The 18,807-nt window shown below is 48.8% G+C and carries 12 protein-coding genes; 5 read left to right on the top strand and 7 right to left on the bottom strand.

Translation table 11 applies throughout. From position 1 onward, the window contains the following. Positions 1-198 precede the first annotated feature (198 nt). The 5 genes from ACO4R2_RS00935 to ACO4R2_RS00915 form a co-directional block, all read right to left on the bottom strand. Positions 199-1,710: a sulfatase-like hydrolase/transferase gene (locus ACO4R2_RS00935; RefSeq protein ID WP_484768839.1), complete on the bottom strand. Its 1,512-nt coding sequence runs from the start codon at positions 1,708-1,710 to the stop codon at positions 199-201. A gap of 205 nt (positions 1,711-1,915) precedes the next feature. Next, a complete protein-coding gene (locus ACO4R2_RS00930) occupies positions 1,916-2,401 on the bottom strand; it encodes a 50S ribosomal protein L19 (protein WP_484768838.1) in 486 nt (161 codons plus the stop codon). A 169-nt stretch (positions 2,402-2,570) separates the two neighbouring features. Further along, positions 2,571-4,718 (bottom strand): M3 family metallopeptidase, encoded by a 2,148-nt coding sequence (locus tag ACO4R2_RS00925; RefSeq protein WP_484768837.1) that lies wholly within the window; start codon positions 4,716-4,718, stop codon positions 2,571-2,573. Between the two features lie 369 nt (positions 4,719-5,087). Continuing rightward, positions 5,088-7,535, bottom strand: a complete 2,448-nt coding sequence (gene thrA, locus ACO4R2_RS00920) for a bifunctional aspartate kinase/homoserine dehydrogenase I (RefSeq protein WP_484768852.1) — start codon at positions 7,533-7,535, stop codon at positions 5,088-5,090. Between the two features lie 155 nt (positions 7,536-7,690). After that, positions 7,691-9,178, bottom strand: coding sequence for a glycoside hydrolase family 10-like protein (locus ACO4R2_RS00915; protein WP_484768836.1), 1,488 nt, complete (start codon positions 9,176-9,178; stop codon positions 7,691-7,693). A gap of 273 nt (positions 9,179-9,451) precedes the next feature. Between ACO4R2_RS00915 and ACO4R2_RS00910 the strand changes: the two genes are divergently transcribed. Genes ACO4R2_RS00910 through ACO4R2_RS00890 form a run of 5 tightly spaced genes read left to right on the top strand, consistent with a single transcriptional unit; the run spans position 9,452 to position 13,974 of the window. Then, positions 9,452-10,435, top strand: a complete 984-nt coding sequence (locus tag ACO4R2_RS00910; RefSeq protein WP_484768835.1) for an SPFH domain-containing protein — start codon at positions 9,452-9,454, stop codon at positions 10,433-10,435. Then, positions 10,432-10,770, top strand: a complete 339-nt coding sequence (locus ACO4R2_RS00905; protein WP_484768834.1) for a transporter — start codon at positions 10,432-10,434, stop codon at positions 10,768-10,770. Before ACO4R2_RS00910 ends, ACO4R2_RS00905 begins: the two co-directional genes overlap by 4 nt. A gap of 13 nt (positions 10,771-10,783) precedes the next feature. Beyond that, positions 10,784-12,136: a transposase family protein gene (locus ACO4R2_RS00900; protein ID WP_484768833.1), complete on the top strand. Its 1,353-nt coding sequence runs from the start codon at positions 10,784-10,786 to the stop codon at positions 12,134-12,136. Then, on the top strand, positions 12,133-12,882 hold the full coding sequence (locus ACO4R2_RS00895) for a toxin-antitoxin system YwqK family antitoxin (protein WP_484768832.1): 750 nt from the start codon (positions 12,133-12,135) through the stop codon (positions 12,880-12,882). The genes ACO4R2_RS00900 and ACO4R2_RS00895 overlap by 4 nt, the downstream gene beginning before the upstream one ends. Before the next feature lie 51 nt (positions 12,883-12,933). Then, complete coding sequence (locus tag ACO4R2_RS00890) at positions 12,934-13,974, top strand: BspA family leucine-rich repeat surface protein (protein WP_484768831.1); 1,041 nt, start codon at positions 12,934-12,936, stop codon at positions 13,972-13,974. A gap of 926 nt (positions 13,975-14,900) precedes the next feature. Here the strand turns inward: ACO4R2_RS00890 and ACO4R2_RS00885 are convergent. Both ACO4R2_RS00885 and recJ read right to left on the bottom strand, forming a co-directional pair. After that, entirely contained in the window at positions 14,901-17,018 is a 2,118-nt protein-coding gene (locus tag ACO4R2_RS00885; RefSeq protein ID WP_484768830.1) for a RecQ family ATP-dependent DNA helicase, read from the bottom strand. Continuing rightward, positions 17,015-18,733, bottom strand: coding sequence for a single-stranded-DNA-specific exonuclease RecJ (gene recJ, locus ACO4R2_RS00880; RefSeq protein WP_484768829.1), 1,719 nt, complete (start codon positions 18,731-18,733; stop codon positions 17,015-17,017). The genes ACO4R2_RS00885 and recJ overlap by 4 nt, the downstream gene beginning before the upstream one ends. Positions 18,734-18,807: the final 74 nt, after the last annotated feature.

Raw genomic sequence — 18,807 nt, 5'->3', positions numbered from 1 at the left:
TCGAAGAAGAGCAAAATCCCTTTTAATCAGTCGGTGTATTTCTCCAAATAGAGGAGAAATACACCGACTTTTCCTTATTGCATTTGCGAATACAATAAAGAAGCCAGCTGACAGAATAAGGGTGTCAGCTGGCACAATAAGGATATTTTTATGGGTTCAAAGCTTCGAGGATGTAACCGGTAAGATAAAGGAGTTTTTTTATTGCTTCACAATCTTATCTAGTACTTTCTGCAGGCGGTGAGCCAGGCGCGGATAGCGAGAGGAGAGTTCTTGCCCCTCGTAGGGACTGCGGCGCAGGTCGTAGAGTTGCGGCTTGAGTTGGTAGCCCGTCTCAATGTGAGTTTGCCAAGCTTCGGCGTAGCCACGACTGGCAGGGATATATTTCCAACGCCCCACGCGGAGGTCAACGCTGCGATTGTTGGGCATCGTAACAACGAAGTTGCGATTGCGGTGCGATTTGCCGAGTAGCTGCCTCAGGTGTTGTCGACTGTCGGGAAAAGCCCCTTGAGGAACTTTTGCACCAATCAGCTGCGCAAGCGAAGCTCCCAAGTCGATATGTGAAGAGAGTGCGTTGCTCGTTGAGCCCGCTTTGACATGTTTGGGCCAGTAAACAATGAACGGAACAGCAGTGCCACCTTCGTAGCTACTGTATTTCCCGCCGCGGAAAGGGCCCGATGGATTGTGACTACCCGCCAGTTTCCAAGCCTCATCGCGATAACCATCATCGAGCACAGGGCCGTTGTCGCTCGTGATGATGATGAGCGTGTTTTTGTCCAATCCCTTCTCGCGTAAAGCCGTCACCACCTGTCGGACGGTTTCATCGAACTGCAAGATGGCTTCGCCGCGCAGCCCCATCGGGCTCTTACCGCGGAAACGCTCGTGAGGGTAGCGTGGAACGTGTACGTCATTGGTACAGAGGTACATGAAGAAAGGCTTATTCGCCTCTTGAGAAATGAAATTGATGGCGTGGGCAGCGATAGAGTCGGCAATATCTTCGTCGCGCCAAAGGGCTTTGCCGCCGCCTTTCATATAGCCTATGCGACTGATGCCATTGACGATGGACATATCGTGACCATGGCTGGGCAGGAGCTTGAGCATCTCGGGATGGGTGCGCCCCGTTGGTTCACCGGGGAAGTTCTTTCGATAGCTCACTTGTATGGGTGCTGACGCATCATAGTTGGCCACGCGCCCTTGTTCTATAAACACACACGGCACGCGGTCGGCCGTTGCCGCCATTAGGTAATGATAGTCGAAGCCTATATCGGCAGGAGTCACATCGAGCTTACCGTTCCAATCCTGCTTTCCTGTTTCAGCTCCCAATCCCAAGTGCCATTTTCCGATGGCAGCCGTGCGATAGCCCGCTTCCTTGAAGAGATCTGCTAAGGTGTACTCCTGCGGTTCAATGATAAGCCCCGCATCACCGGGTGCTACATCAGTGCCTTCGCGGCGGAAAGGGTACTTACCCGTCAAGAGGGAATAGCGCGAAGGAGTGGACGTACTGGCGCAAGCGTGCATATCCATGAAGCGAGCGCCGCGACTTGCCAAACTGTCGACAACAGGTGTAGAAACGCGCTTTGCACCATAGCACGATAAATCGCCATAACCCAAATCGTCCGCCACTAAGAGCAACACATTGGGACGATCTGCGCGCTGTGCCGCAGCAGCCATCGCCAGCAAACTGAGAGAAGGAAGAAGAAATTTAGATTTCATAAGTGTGAAGATTTGTGGCGAAGATACAAAAAATGGTTTTTCAAAACCACATAGCTAAACGTTTAATTCTTTTGTCCCTCTTTCTTTCAAAAGGATATGTGCCGGAGGAGATATAAAAACTCAGGAAGGGGAGAGAACAGAGTTAGATATGCACTTCTTTTCCTTATTCCCTCCGATGAGTCGCACACCTTAGCATCCACTCGGCCTACTTTTGGGTTTCTACAATTACGGTTGGTCTCGCCTCTGGTCTAATGGTATAAGCCTTGGGCACCAATATTTGTATAGAAATAACCTTTTGGGGTTTTACTCCTTTGGGCAGGGCTGCTTCTAAGCACGTAGGCGATAGTTTGTAATCAATTATTGTTAGTAGTTTCTTAGGTTTTGCGACCTTCCCGTTTACGACCCATTGTAGTTGAGCTAAAGTATTGGTTCGTATCACGATAATATCTGATGGCGGCTTGCAGAAGGCCTGTTGCTTTTCTTTAGGCAGTATTTGTATGGTATTAATGGCAAAGGGAGAAAGGCAACCTAAGCGCTTGGAAACAATCTGCTTTGCCGAGTCGGAGCGCATCTCGTCAACGCTTACACGTAAGAGAGAGTCGGGAACGAGTTGCCCATCAATGACACATATCTGAGCAGAGGTACTCAACGAAGTTAGTGCAAGGATGCTTATGAGCAGCAGTCTTTTCATTTCTACACAGGAAGAAGAGAAGATAAAGGAGTTAGTTTTCATCAGCAGGAGAGAATGAAAGCCCCCTTTGAGGCAATCGGTAGGGGCGTTAAAACGAGCAACTCTTCGCTCCTACCTGCCTCATTAAATAAAAGGCGGTGGAGCGAAGAGCTTGAAGGGGAGTTTCGGCTTAAAGGCCGCGTGCTTTCAGCAAACCCTTAGCGTCGGGTGCCGAAAGGCCGGTAAAGTCGGAGAAGATAAACATCAAGTCGCGCGTATTACCACGACTCAGCACCTTAGTGCGGAAGGCATCGCCAACAGCTCGCGTCAGTGCACCATGTTTCTCAAAATAGTCGGCTACATTCACCGCCAACACTTCGCTCCACAAATAACTATAATAGCCAGCAGCATAACCGCCGCCCCAAACGTGGTTGAAATAAGACGTGGAATAACGGGGCGGAATCTGTGTGTTGAGTAAACCGATCTCTTTCAGCACCTTTGTCTCAAACTGCTGTGCATCCTCAGCTGTTGGGACTTCGGCTGAAGAGAGGCAATGCCAAGCCATGTCAAGGCAGGTAGCAGCTAAGTTCTCTCCGAGAGCATAGGCCGGCTGGAAATTGAGCGAGCCGAGCATCTTCTCTCGCAAGGCATCGGGCATCGCTTCACTCGTCTTATAATGGCGTGCGTAGTGGTTGAACACTTCGGGTATGCTGGCAAACGACTCGTTGAATTGTGAAGGCATCTCAACGAAGTCGCGCGAAACGGATGTGCCGCTAAGCGTATTGTATTTGCAATTGGAAAGCATACCATGCAGAGCGTGTCCAAACTCATGGAACATCGTCTGCGTCTCGTCCCAAGTGAGGAGCGTAGGTTGCCCCTCGGGCGCCTTGGCATAATTGCAGACATTATAGATGAGAGGCAACTGTTTGCGGTCGCTGCTCTGTTTTAAGAACGCACTCATCCAAGCACCGCCGCGCTTCGTTGGTCGGCGGAAGTAGTCGCAATAGAACAGTGCCAACTGCTTGCCGTTCTCATCAAGCACATCGAAGACTTTCATATCTTTATGATACGTTGGTAGATCCGTGCGCTCGCGGAAGTTTAAGCCGTATACACGATGGGCAGCATAAAAGACACCATTGACGAGAACGGAGTCCAAATTAAAATAAGGTTTCACGTCATCGTCACTAAAACTATATTGCGCTTTCTTCATCTTAGCGGAATAGAAAAAGCGATCGTAGGGCTGCAATTGGAAGTCGGCACCCTCGGTCTGCCTTGCATAATCTTCGATGGCTTTTGTTTCAGCCTTGGCCTTTGGCTGGTAAGCCGCGATGAGTTGATGCAGGAAGGCATACGCATTGGTCGTATTCTTAGCCATCGTATTCTCCAGCGAATAAGAGGCATAATCTTTGAAGCCCATCAGTTCAGCTTTCTCTGCTCGCAGGCGTGCTATTTCAACGATAATAGGAAAAGCGTTGTAAGCTCCCGTACCATCTGTGCGGTGAATAGATGCATTGTAAACACGCTCGCGTAAGGCTCTATTTTCAAGACTGGCAAGAATTGGTTGCTGCGTGGTGTTGGTAATGACGATGCAGTAAGGAGCTTTGCCGCCGCGCCCTTCGGCATCTTTCTTACATTGTGCTATGTCCGTTTCACTCAACCCGCTGAGTTCTTTCACATCGTTAACCCAAACAGTAGCCTCGTTAGCGGCCTTCGGGAGCATATTCCCAAAGTCTTGTTGGAGTTTTGCCAAACGGTTGTTAATCTCCTGCATACGCGCCATCTTATCTTTGGGGAGCAGTGCGCCAGCATGGGTAAAACTCTTATACACTTCTTCCAGAAGTTTTTTATCTTCACCCTTGAGTTGGTTCAACTCATGGTCGTAGACGTATTTGATGCGCTGGAAAAACTTTTGGTTAAACTTGATTTCGTTTTCAAAGTTGGTCATCATCGGAATGACGGCAGCTTCGGCCTTTTCTAAGTCGGGCGTCTTGTCGGCTTCTGTCACGCAGTTGAAAATACCGGTCACACGATTCAGCATCTGCCCGCTCCTTTCGTAAGCAAGTATGGTATTGGCAAAGGTGGGCTTTTGCTTATTGTCGGTAATCTTTTTAATCTCCTGCCTTTGCGCAGCTATGGCTGCTTGGATGGCCGGTAGGTAGTAGTCGCCTTTGATCTTACTAAAGTCGGGCGCATTGTAGGGTAATGTACTTGGTTTCATAAGTGGATTTACCGCCTGGACGGTCTTCTTTACTTGCAACTTTCTCGGCTGTGCCTGCGCTGTCAGCGTAAAGCAAGTGATTCCCGCCGCAAAGAGAAGGTGTTTGAGCTGTGTGTGCATACTATTTTGGATTATATTAGGTGTGTATCTTCCGTTCTTCAACTTTTAGCAAATTGATGTTGCGAACTTACATAAATTTCCTTAGAATAGAAAATCTTGCAAATGGATATAGTGCAAGTAATGCACAAAAGCACTGCCAACGCAAATATCCTTATTGCGTTTAGAAATACAATAAGGCTGTCAGCTGATATCCTTATTGTGTCAGCCGACACCCTTATTGTAGTGAAGAAAAAGAAAAGGAAAGCGGAGAATACTTGGAGTCGCTCTCTTCCTAAGAGTTGTTTTTTGCTGTGACAATGTTACGACAAAAAAACTCTTTCTCTGGTGAGAGAAAGAGTAGATTCAAATGCAACCTCCTTTTAGTTCCAGCTAAAAGTTGGCGCAGCGCATGATGTCGGCAAAGACACCTGCGGCAGTTACTTCCGCCCCAGCTCCATAGCCCTTGATGAGCATGGGATAGTCGTGGTAGCGACTTGTGGTGAGCGAGATGATATTGTTGGAGCCTTCCAAATGATAGAAAGGATGCGTTTGGTCAATTTCGCGCAAGCCCACCTCGCCTTTACCGTCGGCCCAAGTGGCAACGAAGCGCAGACATTTGCCTTCGGCTTCCAGGCGCTGACGACGCGCTTCAAAATCGGCATCGAGCCCTGGGAGCTTTTCCCAAAACTCCTCGAGCGAACCTTCGAAGAGCGAATTGGGGATGAAGAGGTGCGCTTCGATGTCCTCCATATTTACGCGGTAGCCACTTTCGCGCGCAAGGATTGTCAGTTTGCGAATAACATCTTTTCCCGAGAGGTCGACGCGTGGATCGGGTTCACTGTAGCCCTGCTCCTGCGCCATGCGCACCGCTTTAGAAAGAGGAATATCGGCACTCAGCGCGTTGAACACAAAATTGAGTGTGCCGCTCACCACAGCCTCGATGCGCAACACTTTGTCGCCCGAACCTGTGAGGTCGTTGATGGTGTTGATGATAGGAAGCCCCGCCCCAACGTTGGTTTCAAAGAGATATTTCACTCCGCGTTCCCGAGCGGTGTCCTTCAGGAGTATGTAGCGATCGAAATCGGATGAGGCCGCAGCTTTGTTGGCTGCCACGATGCTCACGTTGTGGCTGAGCAAGGTTTCATACTGCCGAGCCACATTTTCAGAAGCCGTACAATCCACAAAAACAGAGTTAAAACTGTTCATCTCAACGATGCGTTCCACCATGTGGTTAATACCACCCGGTTCACCATTCTGCATGGCTTCTTTGTAGTGGGCAGCATCGATTCCCTCAGGATGATACACCGACTGGCTCCTTCCGCTGACACCCACGAGGTTGATGCGCAGGCGGCGTTCTTTCATGAGACGCTCGCGCTGGGCTGCAATCTGCTGGAGGAGGCTTCCGCCCACATTTCCCGTGCCACAAACAAAGACGTTGACGTCTTGATATTCGGAAAGGAAGAAACTGTTGTGGAGCACATTGAGAGCTTTGCTCAGCATCTCCTGCTGAATGACAAACGAGATGTTCATCTCAAACGAGCCTTGCCCGATGGCACTGACAGAGATACCATTGCGCCCCAACACACTGAAGAGTTTTCCAGCGATGCCCGGTGTGCGCTTCATGTTCTCGCCCACAACGGCCACGGTGGCCAGTCCTTCTTCGAGTTGCGCCTTGTTCATCGCTCCGTCCTCAATCTCAATAGCGAATTCAGCATCGAGAACCTTGCACGCCTTCTGTCCGTCTTCCGGTGTGATACAGAGCGATGTGCTTGTTTCAGAAGAAGTCTGTACCACCATGAAGACACTGATACCATTCTGCGCCAGACAAGCAAAGATGCGACGGTTTACACCGATGACACCTACCATGGTTGGGCCGCTCACTGTGACAACGCTCGTGCGATTGACAGAGCTGATACCACGAATGGGCGCGTTGAAGGTGGACTCATCATTGGCCGTGAGCGACATATCGCTGCTGATGACACTTCCAGCGTGGGAGGGATGGAAGGTGTTTTTTACGTAGATGGGGATGTTCTTTGTGCAAACGGGGTAGATGGTGGGAGGGTAGACCACCTTTGCACCGAAATTGCACAACTCCATTGCTTCGTTATAGGACAACTGCGGAATGGTGTAGGCAGTAGGGATAACGCGCGGATCGGCTGTCATAAATCCATCAACATCCGTCCAAATCTCCAAGGCTTCAGCATTGAGAGCAGCCGCGATGATGGCCGCCGTGTAGTCGGAGCCACCGCGCCCGAGATTGGTGATGCGTCCCGTTTCGGCATCTTTCGCAATGAAACCGCCACAAACGAAGAGTCCTGGATGCTTCCCGAAGTGCTCCACTATCCGGCGATTGGTCAGGTCGAAATCTACGAGCGTTTTGCCGTTTTGCACACGGGTGCAAACCACATCCAGGCTGTCAACATGACAAGCATTATCCAACAAAGCTGCCGTGATGAGCGATGATAAGCGTTCTCCATACGCCACGATGGCATCGGCCGTTTTCGGCGTGAGATCCTGAATGAGAAATACACCATGCAAGATGCTGCGGAGATCTGTTAGCAGGTGGTCGAGATTTTCTAATAACTGCGGACGGCGGCGTGGTTCAATAACGGCATTCACCATCTTGTGGTGGCGCTCCATCAGCGAGTCGACACTTTCGGAATAAGCCGAATCGCCAGCTGCTGCCATGCGCGATGCGGCAATGAGTTGGTCCGTAACGCCACCCAGGGCACTGACAACGACCACCGCGGGGTGTGCTGTTGCTTCTACTATATTTTTTACGTTGAGGATGCTCTCGGGAGTGCCCACAGAGGATCCACCAAATTTTAGAACTTTCATATTGGAAAACACCTCTTCTTCATTTTCCAGAGAGAACATGATGAGGAAGTTTTTAGTTTTTGCGGTTTAGTATTTATCTCACTCGTAAAGCCACCGTTCCCTCCTTCCCATGAGGGGAAAGGAGGGGAGGTATCGTAGCCTTTTGTTTCTGAGTCTTAATATTTCTTCTTTTTCCCCTTACTCTCGTTCTGTAAGCGGTTGAGAGCCGTTACTACATACGTGTAGCGGGTTTTTCCATCAGCAACGGGGAGCTTCAGAATGTTTTGTGGCGTGATGGTCAAGATGTGCGAAGCATCTTCTGTATTCACTTTCTCGCCGTGCGCAAAGCGATACACCACATAGTTGCGTACCTTGTTCATCTCGCTTTTTTCTTTGGGTGCTTCCCAGAAGAGATAATTTCCATCGGGAGCTTTGCGAACACTCAGATGGCGCACTTTCCTTGGCGCTTTTTTGTCGATCCACGGCATCAACGGTTGCAAAGCAGGGTAGCGGTTATAATATTGCTCCAATGCTCCAGCATAGTTGCCCTCGTTGCGAACAACAGCTGCACTATACCACAGACAAGAACCGCTCACTCCTGGTAGGGTGCGTTGCAACTGAAACTTGGCAGGCATCTGATTTTGCGCAGGATTCTGAAGATCGGCAGCGCGCACGGTGCGCTCCACATCCTGTCCGATGACGAGCGGACGCGCCGAAGCATATTTGCTCCACCAACGGATGAGCGTGTCATAATCAGCCGCCTTGTGTCCAATCTCCCAATAGATTTGTGGAACGTTATAATCCACCCAACCGCGGTTAATCCAATAGAGCACATCAGCATAGAGATCATCGTAGTTTTGCAAACCATTGGTGTTCGAACCTGGCACACCACCGTTCTTTGCATTGTGGTAGATACCAAAGGGCGAAACACCAAACTTCACCCACGGCTTAGTGTCGTGAATAGTCTTATAAAGCTGTTCGATAAGCAGGTTCACGTTGAAGCGACGCCAATCGCCTAAATCCGTAAAACCATTGCCGTATTGGCGGAAAGTAGCCTCGTCGTCGAAGCGCGTACCGTTTGGGTAGGGGTAAAAATAGTCGTCGATATGAAGTCCGTCAATGTCGTAGCGACTCACGATGTCTTTCACCACCGTGCAGATATAGTCGCGATTCTCTTTCAGCCCTGGATTGAAAATCAACTGATTATCGTAGCTGATAAACCGCTCTGGATGAATGCGCGCAGGATGGTTCGCCGCAAGTTCCTTCGTCGTTTTCGTCTTAGCCCGATAAGGATTGATCCACGCATGGAGTTCCATACCACGACGGTGACACTCATTCACCATCCACGCCAAAGGATCCCACAGCGGTTGCGGTGCTACGCCTTGTTGCCCCGAGAGAAAACGCGTCCAAGGTTCGAGACTGCTCTGATACATCGCATCGGCTTCACCTCGCACTTGGAAAATAATGGTATTGACATGGCAGCGTTGAAGCACGTCCAACTGATGCGTAAGATTAGCTTGCATCTGGTCGCGACTCATACCCTGAAACTGCCCATTTATCATCTGTATCCACGCTCCGCGAAACTCGCGTTTCGGCATCGGCACGCCCGCCAGTATCACAGCTGAGATGCACAGCGTCAGCAGCAAAATAAAGATTCTCTTCATATCGTTTCAAATTTTGTCGGCTAAATTAGTGAAAATATAGCAGATAGAAAAGTTTAGAGCTCTCTCCCCGCGCTCTGCAACTCTTGTCTGTCTCTGCTCTTTTGTGAGACCAAGAGGTAAGACGTAAATGATTGGTTTTCGTAAACAATAATAGATATGAAGTTGAAACTTGTAGTTATCGGCGTGAATCGTTATTTTTGCATCACATGAAACAGCAACGAGCTCTTAGGTTTTTATTGAGAAGAGCGTTGTTGTATAAAACGATAATCATATATGGGATTGAGAGATTTATTCAAGCGACAACTGCGAACAGTTGTGGAATGGAAGGAGCAAAACGGGCAGCTGCTCTTCCATCTGATGGAGACGACAACGGACGAAATTAAGAATGCAAGTAAGTTGATTGTGGCTCCAGGTCAGGGCTGTGTGGTAGTGTACGACGGTAAAGTATCGGGCGTACTGACAGAGCCTGATGTCTACTCGATGGAAACCGCCAATCATCCTTTCATCACGTCTTTGCTCAATTTGGCGCAACGCTCTGAGAGCGAACACAAAATGCGTTTCTATTTCTTCCGTACGGCAGAGGTGGTAAATGTATTGTGGGGTACGGCTTCTCCCGTCAAATATATTGAGCCAGATTATAAACTACCCGTTACGTTGGGGGCATGTGGTAATTTCTCTATAAAGATTGCCGATGCCGGGCGTATGTTTACAACGTTGTTGGGTACGATGAGCAATTATAGTGTTGCTGACGTGCAAGAGTTAGTATCATCGCGTATTGTTACTCCTCTTTCTTCTTTCTTAGCGGAAAAGGCTTATCCCTATCGTGAAGTAGACAGTCATTTGATGGACTTATCGAACGAATTGAAAGAACGAACAGCTGCAGAGTTGGAACAATTAGGATTGGAACTAACTGATTTTCGCGTCAATTCTGTCACCTTCGATGAGGATACGATGGAGCGCATCGGTCGTATTGCCAATATGACGGCCGAACAGAGAGCAGCTGCGGAAGTCGACCTCGACTATGTAAGTATGCAGAAGTTGGAAGCTCTTCGCGATGCTGCGCGCAACGAAGGCGGATTGGCTGGTGCTGGTTTGCAACTCGGTGCTGGCGTTCAATTGGCGAAAGATGTGTTTAAAACACAAGTAGCGGACGATTCAACAGAGCGATTGCGCAAACTCAAAAAGTTGCTCGATGAACAGCTCATCACGGAAGAAGAATACGAGAAAAAGAAAAACGAAATCCTCTCTCAATTATGAAAAAAGTAATTGTTGCAGCGATAGCTCCGCTGATTGTAAATATAGTTGCAGGGCTCCTCTTGTCCGCCTACCCATTTGCCAATATGCTCATGACGAGCTTAGCTATCCTTGTGAACGCTCTGCTAGTAGGCATCTTGTTCCAAATGGGAGCTGAGAGCACTCACCGTTTGAGTCTCGGCATGATTTTTTTAGTAGTGGGTATAATGGAGTTTTTTAGTGGCTTCTTTGCTCCCGCTCGTCTGACGGACAACTGGTGGATCATTCTCTTTGTAGCCCTAACGGCTGCACAGTGTGTGCTGACTTATCTCACTATATATTACTCAAAGAAGGCATAATCATAACGATATAATGGCTACAAAAATACGAGCAGTGAAATGTCCCAACTGTGGAAGTGAGAAGCACGATCAGTTGGACAGTAAGCGCTTTAGATGTAAAAATTGTGGAACGGAATTTTTCATTGACGATGATGATATTAATATCAATGTAAATCATCGCTACGATTATAGTCCGCCTCCTATTCCAAATCTTAACGGTCCCTCAAAACTGATCAACCTATTTGCCATTGCAGCAGTGAGTATCGTGACCATCATTGTTGTCTTTGGCTCAATGCTTTTTAGACATTCCTCATCTTCACCGTCCTCTCTTTTGAATGAAGATACTACGGTGGAAGTAGATGAGGATTATAAGTATATCTTTCCCATGTCGCGAGGAGAAAACGTCTGTTTTTTCTATCTCACACGCCGTTGCTACGACAGTGATGTAGCAAATAAAGGGAAATATATTGACGGCTATTATTATGGTTTTCGTGATGCCCAGTCTGGAAAGATTCTCTCCGATCACTTGCTGATTTCTAGTGAAGATGCAAATAAGCTCAACGGTTTTTCATTTAATTCTGATAACATACGCTATTTCCATCAAGTAGGCCGTTGGTATATCATCGTCTCGCCGCGCTATATTTATGAAATAGACCCTGTTTCACTAACGCTCAAGGAGGTGACGAAATCGCTCTTTGCTAAAAAGACTGCGATGAATACAGGACTATCGCAAGTGGAATTTATCAGAGAGGATGCAGGAGAGGGATTCTTGGTCACTAACAATATGGCTGACACATATTACTATTTCCCCGGCACTGACCGACTCTACACCAAAGAAGCTTTCGAGTATGCTAGAACGCTGCCTCCTTCAGCGCTGCAAAGCGAAGTGCGCGATAGTGTCTACTATTGGTTGCAGCGTACAGAGAATAAAAAGAAGAACCGACTGTGGAAATTACATGTTAAGTTCCACCTTGGTGATCCGCAGGACTCTTACTATTTCCCCGAAGATATGAGTTGTGTATGGGATAGTGACCATCGCCTTATCAACTATGCGCCTATATCCGATACCTTTGTGGCTTTCCACACTACTCTTATTTATCAAGATGCCAGCTACATTCTCCTAACCTACACGCCCACGATAGCTGAGGATGCCAACACTGTATTTCAGTTGCGCCGCACTGATGGTCAGATCCTTTGGACGAAGCCTCTCGAGGAACGTCTCAGAGTAGGCCCTGCTGCCCGTAATAATAAAAAAATCTGGGTGAGAGTAGAGACCACTTATCGGGACAAGTCGAACGACGCCTATTGCTATAGCTTTGATTTGGCCAACGGTAAGTATGAGAATCTGTACGTTTTCCCAACCGAATATAAACTTCCAACAAAATGAAAAAAACATTTCTGTTCCTATTGCTTTTTCTCTCACTTTCAGCTGAAGCCCAAATCAAGAAATTTGAAGATCGATATCCTGATGGAAAAATCTGTGCCACGGGATTCAAAGACAAAAAAACGGGAAAATTTGAAGGACATTGGAAAGTTTATTCCAAGCAGGGAGATTTGATTGAAGAGTGCGACTATAAGGACGGACTGGAGGATGGAAAACTCATTCGTTATAATTTCTATAACATTGTGAGCAGTATCACCGAATATCGCAATGGTAAGAAAGAAGGCAAATACGTGAAATACTACGAGCCGGAAGATTCCCATGATAAACCACCGGTTTATATCATCGCCACTTATCAGAATGATGAGTTCCAAGGGATGCATTATACCTTTGAGAGAGATGGGAAAATATCCAAGCGCACTCGTTACGAAGACGGATGGGTTGTGGCTGATACAACAATAGCTGATGATGGTATCTATTATGAGCGAATTGTTACGGATCCAAAGTATCCTCAATACTCCCGAATGGAAAAAACTTTCGTGCCGTTCAAACAACCGAAAGAGGAAAGTGGCGAAGAAACACCCAAAACTCAGTCACGTCCACAAGCTTCTCACGTCGTAAGGCGTTCTGCTTCTGCCTCTGCTCGTCGCAAAGCCTCAAAATCGCAAAAGCCGCAAAAGCAACATCCCGTGGTTCAGAAGAGCAAGCCTCGTTTGCAAACCACAGAAAACGGCGTTATAGTGGTTAAGTAAAACTACTCTAATCTCAATAACCTAACTAGTTCCCTTGAAAAAGCAAGCATTATGATAAAACAAAAAATAATAAACATTTGTGCTGTGCTCCTCGCTGGAGTTATGGCTTTATTCGCGTTTCCTCTGTCAGCTCAAGCTCAGAGCAAAGAAGCTTATGTGGTGAAAAGTAGTGATGAAACAACTCTCACGTTCTACTACGATACTCAGAGAGCTTCTCGCGCAGGCACTGTGTGGGGGATAGAGCAGGAGAAAGAGGATGAAAATTACAACACGTATCACGCTTGGACTGGAACGTGGGATGAACCTGAAGCAAAGGTGCTCAAGGCGGTCTTCGATACCTCGTTCAAGGACTTTCGCCCAACAGCAACGGATCGCTGGTTCCTATACTTCCCTAATCTGAAAGAAATCAAAGGACTGGAGAACCTCAACACCTCTGAGGTGACGGAAATGAATGCCATGTTCTCCTATTGTGGAAGCCTCTCCAGTCTCGACCTTTCAAGCTTCAATACATCGGCCGTGACCACAATGTCTTCTATGTTCGCCAGTTGCGGAAAGCTCACCACGCTCAATATATCCAACTTCGATACAAAGAAAGTGAAAGAGATGTCCGATATGTTTAATTCTTGTTCGGCTCTTACTGACCTCAATCTTTCGAGTTTTAATACATCTGCGGTAACGGATATGAGTGCTATGTTCTATGGTTGTGAGAAACTTTCTAAGCTCGACCTTTCCCACTTCGATACAAAGAAGGTAAAGGCAATGATGTATATGTTTACGAATTGTGCAGCGCTACAAACTCTTTATTGCAATGATGATTGGACGTGTGAAATTTCTGATGAAATGTTCTTGGGATGTACAAATCTCAAAGGTGCAGTAGCCTATGATGAAGACAAGGTCGATGTCTCAATGGCGAATCCCACGACAGGATATTTCTCTAAAAAAGAAATTTCGGGCATCCTCACCACCCACTCCAATGCTGAAAATATCAAGGCAATCTATTCTCCTGAAGGGAAGAGGCTCAACGAGTTGCAGCGTGGACTGAATATTGTCCGCATGACCAACGGTACCACTCAGAAGATTCTCCGCAAATAGCCATTACCTATTTCCGCAATTCTCCGCAAATAGCGGCTTATATAATAACCCTCTATCTGCAATACCCCTTTGGGTGTTGCAGATTTTTTGTCATATATTCCACCGCGACCACAGTAATACAGACTATCTTACGCCTCCAGCCACGGACTGTAGGGCACTCACAAAAGTCATCCTCTCCCACCACAGCTGCAGCAAAACAAAGTATCTCACGCCTCCGGCGGAGGCGCACCATACGTAACCGCGGGTGATGCCCGAACTATGGTGAGGAAGAACCCGTGGACAGGTGGCAGCACTAACTTCCGACGCAGGAAGCGTCGCACTGAAAGCGTAGAGGGAGTATTATCTATCTCTCCTCCTATAGAAAAAACTCGATTTTTGTTGTCACGTTGTCACGGAAGAGGCGAAGATGCTGATAGAGAGGAGCTTATGTGTGTGACAACAATTTTTCTTTGTTGTCACACCGTTGTCACCCTCATAAAGTGTACATCCTCAGGCGGTTATGCTCAAAGCGTGACAACGTGACGACGTGACAACGAAAAATAAAATCCTGGGAGGAGGAGAGTGGGTGCTGTGCGACGCTTCCTGCGTCGGAGGTTTGTGCATCCCTTTCCCACGGGTTCGCCCTTTGGGCATCACCCGCGGTTAAGCATGGTGTGTCCCTGCCGGGGACAGTGAGTGAATACGTTACATCGCAGTGGGTGTGAACACAATAAGGGCGTGTGCGGATAGGTTTATTCTATGTCCTGACGCAATAAGGGTGTCGGCTGACGCAATAAGGCTATCAACTGACATCCTTATTGTATTCTTAAACGCAATAAGGATATCTGTGAGGGGGAGACGGCGGAGCAGAAGTAGGTGCTGTGGGTGGTTTCTGGCGTAAAAAGTTAGTGGATGATTTGTGGCTGAAATCTTCGTTGGAGAGCGTGCTATTGTGCTTCCGCATTGAGTCGGAAGCGCCCGTTATGGTAAGTGATGCGTTCTTCCTCAACAAGTTGTTCGAGAGTCGCCGCGAGGTCTTCAGCACGGAAGCGTGCATCTTGTAGATCAGCAAGGCGATGCGGGCGGCGGTCGGCAAGGATGTTGAGGATGTGCGCATCCAGATGAGGCGTATTTTTGAGGAGCGCTACACGCTCAAGGCATACGTCACACTGTGCACAGTCGGCCGTTTGTTCTTCTCCAAAATAGTGGAGCAGGTAGCGGCTGCGGCAGGTGTCAGAATGTGCTGCATAGTTGAGCATACTATTGATGCGCGCTTCGTAGACAGTCTTGCGCTTATCGTAGACCTCGGGAGAGAGGACAATATCCTTTCCCTCCACACGGCGTTGTAGGAAAGTGATATAAGGTGTTTTCTTGCGTGGGATATAATGGAGGATACGGCGGCGCGTGAGTCCTTTCAGAATCTCATACACCTCATGTTCCGACCATCCTGAATCTATCGCCAAGCGTTTTTCCTCGATATTGACATAATCGGAAAAAAGACCGCTATAATCGCGCAGGAGAGCCTTGAGCACATCGTTGCCCTCGGGATAGTCGCGAATGTGGTACAGTTCCTCCCGACTCACGAGCATCTGCACACGTGAGGTGCTTTCGCTCTCTTCCTCATAGTGGAGATAGCCAGCTCGCATGAGGAGATTGAGGGCACTGACAACGGGAACGGGGAAACAATGGAAACGCAAGCAAAACTTGTCGAGATTGAATTCATACCTCACATTGAAGCCATCGCCCACCGCCAGTTGGAAGAAATAGGCCAACTTGTTATACACTTCCCGCACATAGTCTTTCTCGGGAAATGTCTCGGGCACGCGCCGCGAGAGTTTGCCATGGTCGGAATTGTTATATAGGAGTACGGCATACGCCTTTTTCCCATCGCGTCCTGCTCGCCCCGCCTCCTGAAAATAGGCTTCGATGGAATCTGGTAAATCCATGTGAACCACTATGCGTACGTCGGGCTTGTCGATACCCATACCGAAGGCGTTGGTAGCCACCATGACGCGCGTATCATCGTCCTGCCATGCTTTTTGCCGCACGTCCTTGTCCACATTGGTCAACCCAGCGTGGTAGTAGAGCGCGCGGATGCCCGCCTCATTGAGGGCTTTAGCTGTTTCGGCTGTGCCCTTTCGGCTGCGTTCGTAAACGATGGCGCTGCCAGGGACGCTGTTGAGAATGTGGAGGAGTTCTTGGAATTTATCAGAGGTGCGGCGCACGACGTATGCCAAATTATCCCGCGCAAAGCTCATGCGATGCACTTCGCTGTCGGGGCGGAATGCCAACTGGGCGCAGATGTCATCGACAACCTCGGGAGTGGCCGTTGCCGTAAGGGCCAGCACGGGAGCATCGGGCAGCAATTTGCGCACCTCGGCAATCTGGAGATAAGAGGGGCGAAAATCGTATCCCCACTGGGAGATGCAGTGGGCTTCGTCAACGGTGATAAAGGAAATGTGCATGTGAGCAAGTTTCTGCTGAAAGAGCTTCGTGCCAAGGCGTTCGGGCGAAACATACAGAAACTTATAGGCGTTGAAAATAGCGTTGTCCAACACTTGGAGTACTTCATCGTGGGAAAGACCCGTATAGATGGCGGCGGCCGTTATGCCTCGCCGGCGCAAGTTTTGCACCTGGTCTTTCATCAGTGCAATAAGGGGAGAAACCACTAAGCAAGTGCCCTCCATTGCTAGCCCTGGTACTTGGAAGGTGATGCTCTTTCCACCGCCCGTGGGCATAAGTCCTAGTGTGTCGTGACCAGATAGAATGCTCTCTATGATGGGCAACTGGATGCCGCGGAAAGCGGGGTAGTGCCAATAGTGGGAGAGGATAGCAGAGGGAGACGAGAGAGACTCCTCCGTTAGCTTCTGCTGAGAGAGGGAAGAGGAGCTGAGGGTGGGCGTTTCGCCGATGTGTTCGGGTAGAGGAATGTTGGACGAGGGGAGTATGCCTCCCTCCTCATCTTCCTTTGAGGGAAGAGGTGCTGCTGCGGCATTCGCCCATTCGGGGAGTTGTGAGTTGTTGTCCTCAGACTGGGAGGGAGAAGGAGGCACTTGTTTTTTCATTCGCAAGGTTTGATATCGACAATCTGCAATTGCACCTCACCACGCTTGTGCGTATTCTCTTCGATGGAGTAGCAGATGTCGAACGCGCGCTTCGTCTTGATGTAGCGCGCCTGACTACTTTGTCCGAAAGCAATACCATTCATCACCGTATTGCTCTTATTGTCGACAAGTTCCAGCTTGATGTGTTCTTGCCCACGTCCCACCACCTTGCTCGTGCCATAATCGTAGACACGATGGGTGCAAAAGGTGGGGCGAGCATTATCAGGTCCGAACGGAGCGAACTTGCGCAACTGTCGGTAGAAGTCGAACGTGATGTCGCTGAAGTCAAGCACGGCGTCGACCTCGAGCGTAGCTTCCATTTGTTCGTCGAGAATGTGGTTTTCAGCATATTCCTCAAAGCGGCGAGCAAATTCGGGCACGTTCTCCACACGCATAGAAAGCCCCGCAGCGTAAGTATGACCACCGAAATTATTCAGTAAGTCGGCACAGCTACGCACAGCTCCATACACATCGAAACCTGATACCGAGCGCGCCGAGCCAGTGGCTACGCCCTCACTCTCCGTGAGCACCACGACGGGACGATAGTACTGTTCGGTGAGGCGTGAAGCCACAATACCGATAACGCCTTTGTGCCATTCTTTATTAAAGACCACGATACTCTTGCGTTCTTCGAGATCGGGCATTTCTTTGACGTGGTTGACGGCTTGCTCTGTCATTTGTTTGTCGATGTCCTTGCGCATCTCATTGAAGAGGTTGATGCGCTCTGCCATCTCTACTGCTGCCGAATAGTCCTGTTCCACCAAGAGTTTGACAGCTTCTTTGCCGTTCTGGATACGTCCGCTCGCATTGATGCGCGGACCTATCTTGAAGATAATATCATTCAGTGTTAGTTCGCGCTCGCTCAGGCCGCACACCTCAATGATGGCTTGTAAACCAACGGAGGGATTGGAGTTGAGACGGCGCAGACCATGCCATGCCAAAATTCGGTTCTCTCCCATGATGGGCACAATATCGGAAGCGATGGACACGGCGCAGAGGTCGAGCAACTCCATGAGTTTGTTGAACTCGATACCGTTGCTAACGGCGAAAGCCTGCATCAGCTTGAAACCTACGCCGCAGCCGCTCAAGTGGTCGTAAGGGTAGTGGTTGTCGGTGCGCTTTGGATTCAGAATGGCAACGGCGGGAGGCAGCACTGCATCGGGCACATGGTGGTCGCAGATGATGAAGTCGATACCCAAATCCTTGGCGTAAGCAATTTCCTCAACAGCCTTGATACCACAGTCCAACACGATGATGAGTTTCACGCCCGTTTCGTAGGCGAAATCCACACCTTTCTTCGAAATGCCATATCCCTCTTCGTAGCGATCAGGGATATAGTAGTCGAGATTGGCATAATACTGGAGGAGGAATTTATAAACGAGCGCCACAGCCGTACAGCCATCAACGTCATAATCGCCGTAGATCATGACACGTTCCTTGCGAGCTATAGCATCGTTGAGTCGGCCAACCGCCCGCTGCATATCGTTCATCAAAAACGGGTCGTAAAGATCCGTTAGTTGGGGCTTGAAGAAACGCTTTACTTCTTGCGGCTCCCGAATGCCACGATCGAGGAGAAGTTTCCCAAAGACGGGGTGAATTCCCGCACGTTGGGCTACTTCTTCAGCTTCGGCCGTTGCTTCCGGCGATGGCTTCACGTAGTTCCACTTATATTGCATGAGAGTTTTTTTAAGAACAAAACGTCCGTGACGAGGGACGAAAAAAATCGAGAAATGGACGAATCAGTGTCCCA

It is taken from the genome of Alloprevotella sp., from assembly GCF_057240785.1.
The sequence above is the reverse complement of the archived record's forward strand: the minus strand, read 5'-3'. Positions and strand labels throughout refer to the sequence as shown.

Excerpts from the sequence above, each read along its gene's own strand:
- recJ (WP_484768829.1), bottom strand. The coding sequence starts at position 18,733 with ATGCAATATAAGTGGAACTACGTGAAGCCATCGCCGGAAGCAACGGCC.
- ACO4R2_RS00935 (WP_484768839.1), bottom strand. The coding sequence starts at position 1,710 with ATGAAATCTAAATTTCTTCTTCCTTCTCTCAGTTTGCTGGCGATGGCT.
- ACO4R2_RS00900 (WP_484768833.1), top strand. The coding sequence starts at position 10,784 with ATGGCTACAAAAATACGAGCAGTGAAATGTCCCAACTGTGGAAGTGAG.
- ACO4R2_RS00915 (WP_484768836.1), bottom strand. The coding sequence starts at position 9,178 with ATGAAGAGAATCTTTATTTTGCTGCTGACGCTGTGCATCTCAGCTGTG.
- ACO4R2_RS00895 (WP_484768832.1), top strand. The coding sequence starts at position 12,133 with ATGAAAAAAACATTTCTGTTCCTATTGCTTTTTCTCTCACTTTCAGCT.
- ACO4R2_RS00910 (WP_484768835.1), top strand. The coding sequence starts at position 9,452 with ATGGGATTGAGAGATTTATTCAAGCGACAACTGCGAACAGTTGTGGAA.
- ACO4R2_RS00885 (WP_484768830.1), bottom strand. The coding sequence starts at position 17,018 with ATGAAAAAACAAGTGCCTCCTTCTCCCTCCCAGTCTGAGGACAACAAC.
- ACO4R2_RS00890 (WP_484768831.1), top strand. The coding sequence starts at position 12,934 with ATGATAAAACAAAAAATAATAAACATTTGTGCTGTGCTCCTCGCTGGA.
- ACO4R2_RS00930 (WP_484768838.1), bottom strand. The coding sequence starts at position 2,401 with ATGAAAAGACTGCTGCTCATAAGCATCCTTGCACTAACTTCGTTGAGT.
- ACO4R2_RS00925 (WP_484768837.1), bottom strand. The coding sequence starts at position 4,718 with ATGCACACACAGCTCAAACACCTTCTCTTTGCGGCGGGAATCACTTGC.
- ACO4R2_RS00905 (WP_484768834.1), top strand. The coding sequence starts at position 10,432 with ATGAAAAAAGTAATTGTTGCAGCGATAGCTCCGCTGATTGTAAATATA.
- thrA (WP_484768852.1), bottom strand. The coding sequence starts at position 7,535 with ATGAAAGTTCTAAAATTTGGTGGATCCTCTGTGGGCACTCCCGAGAGC.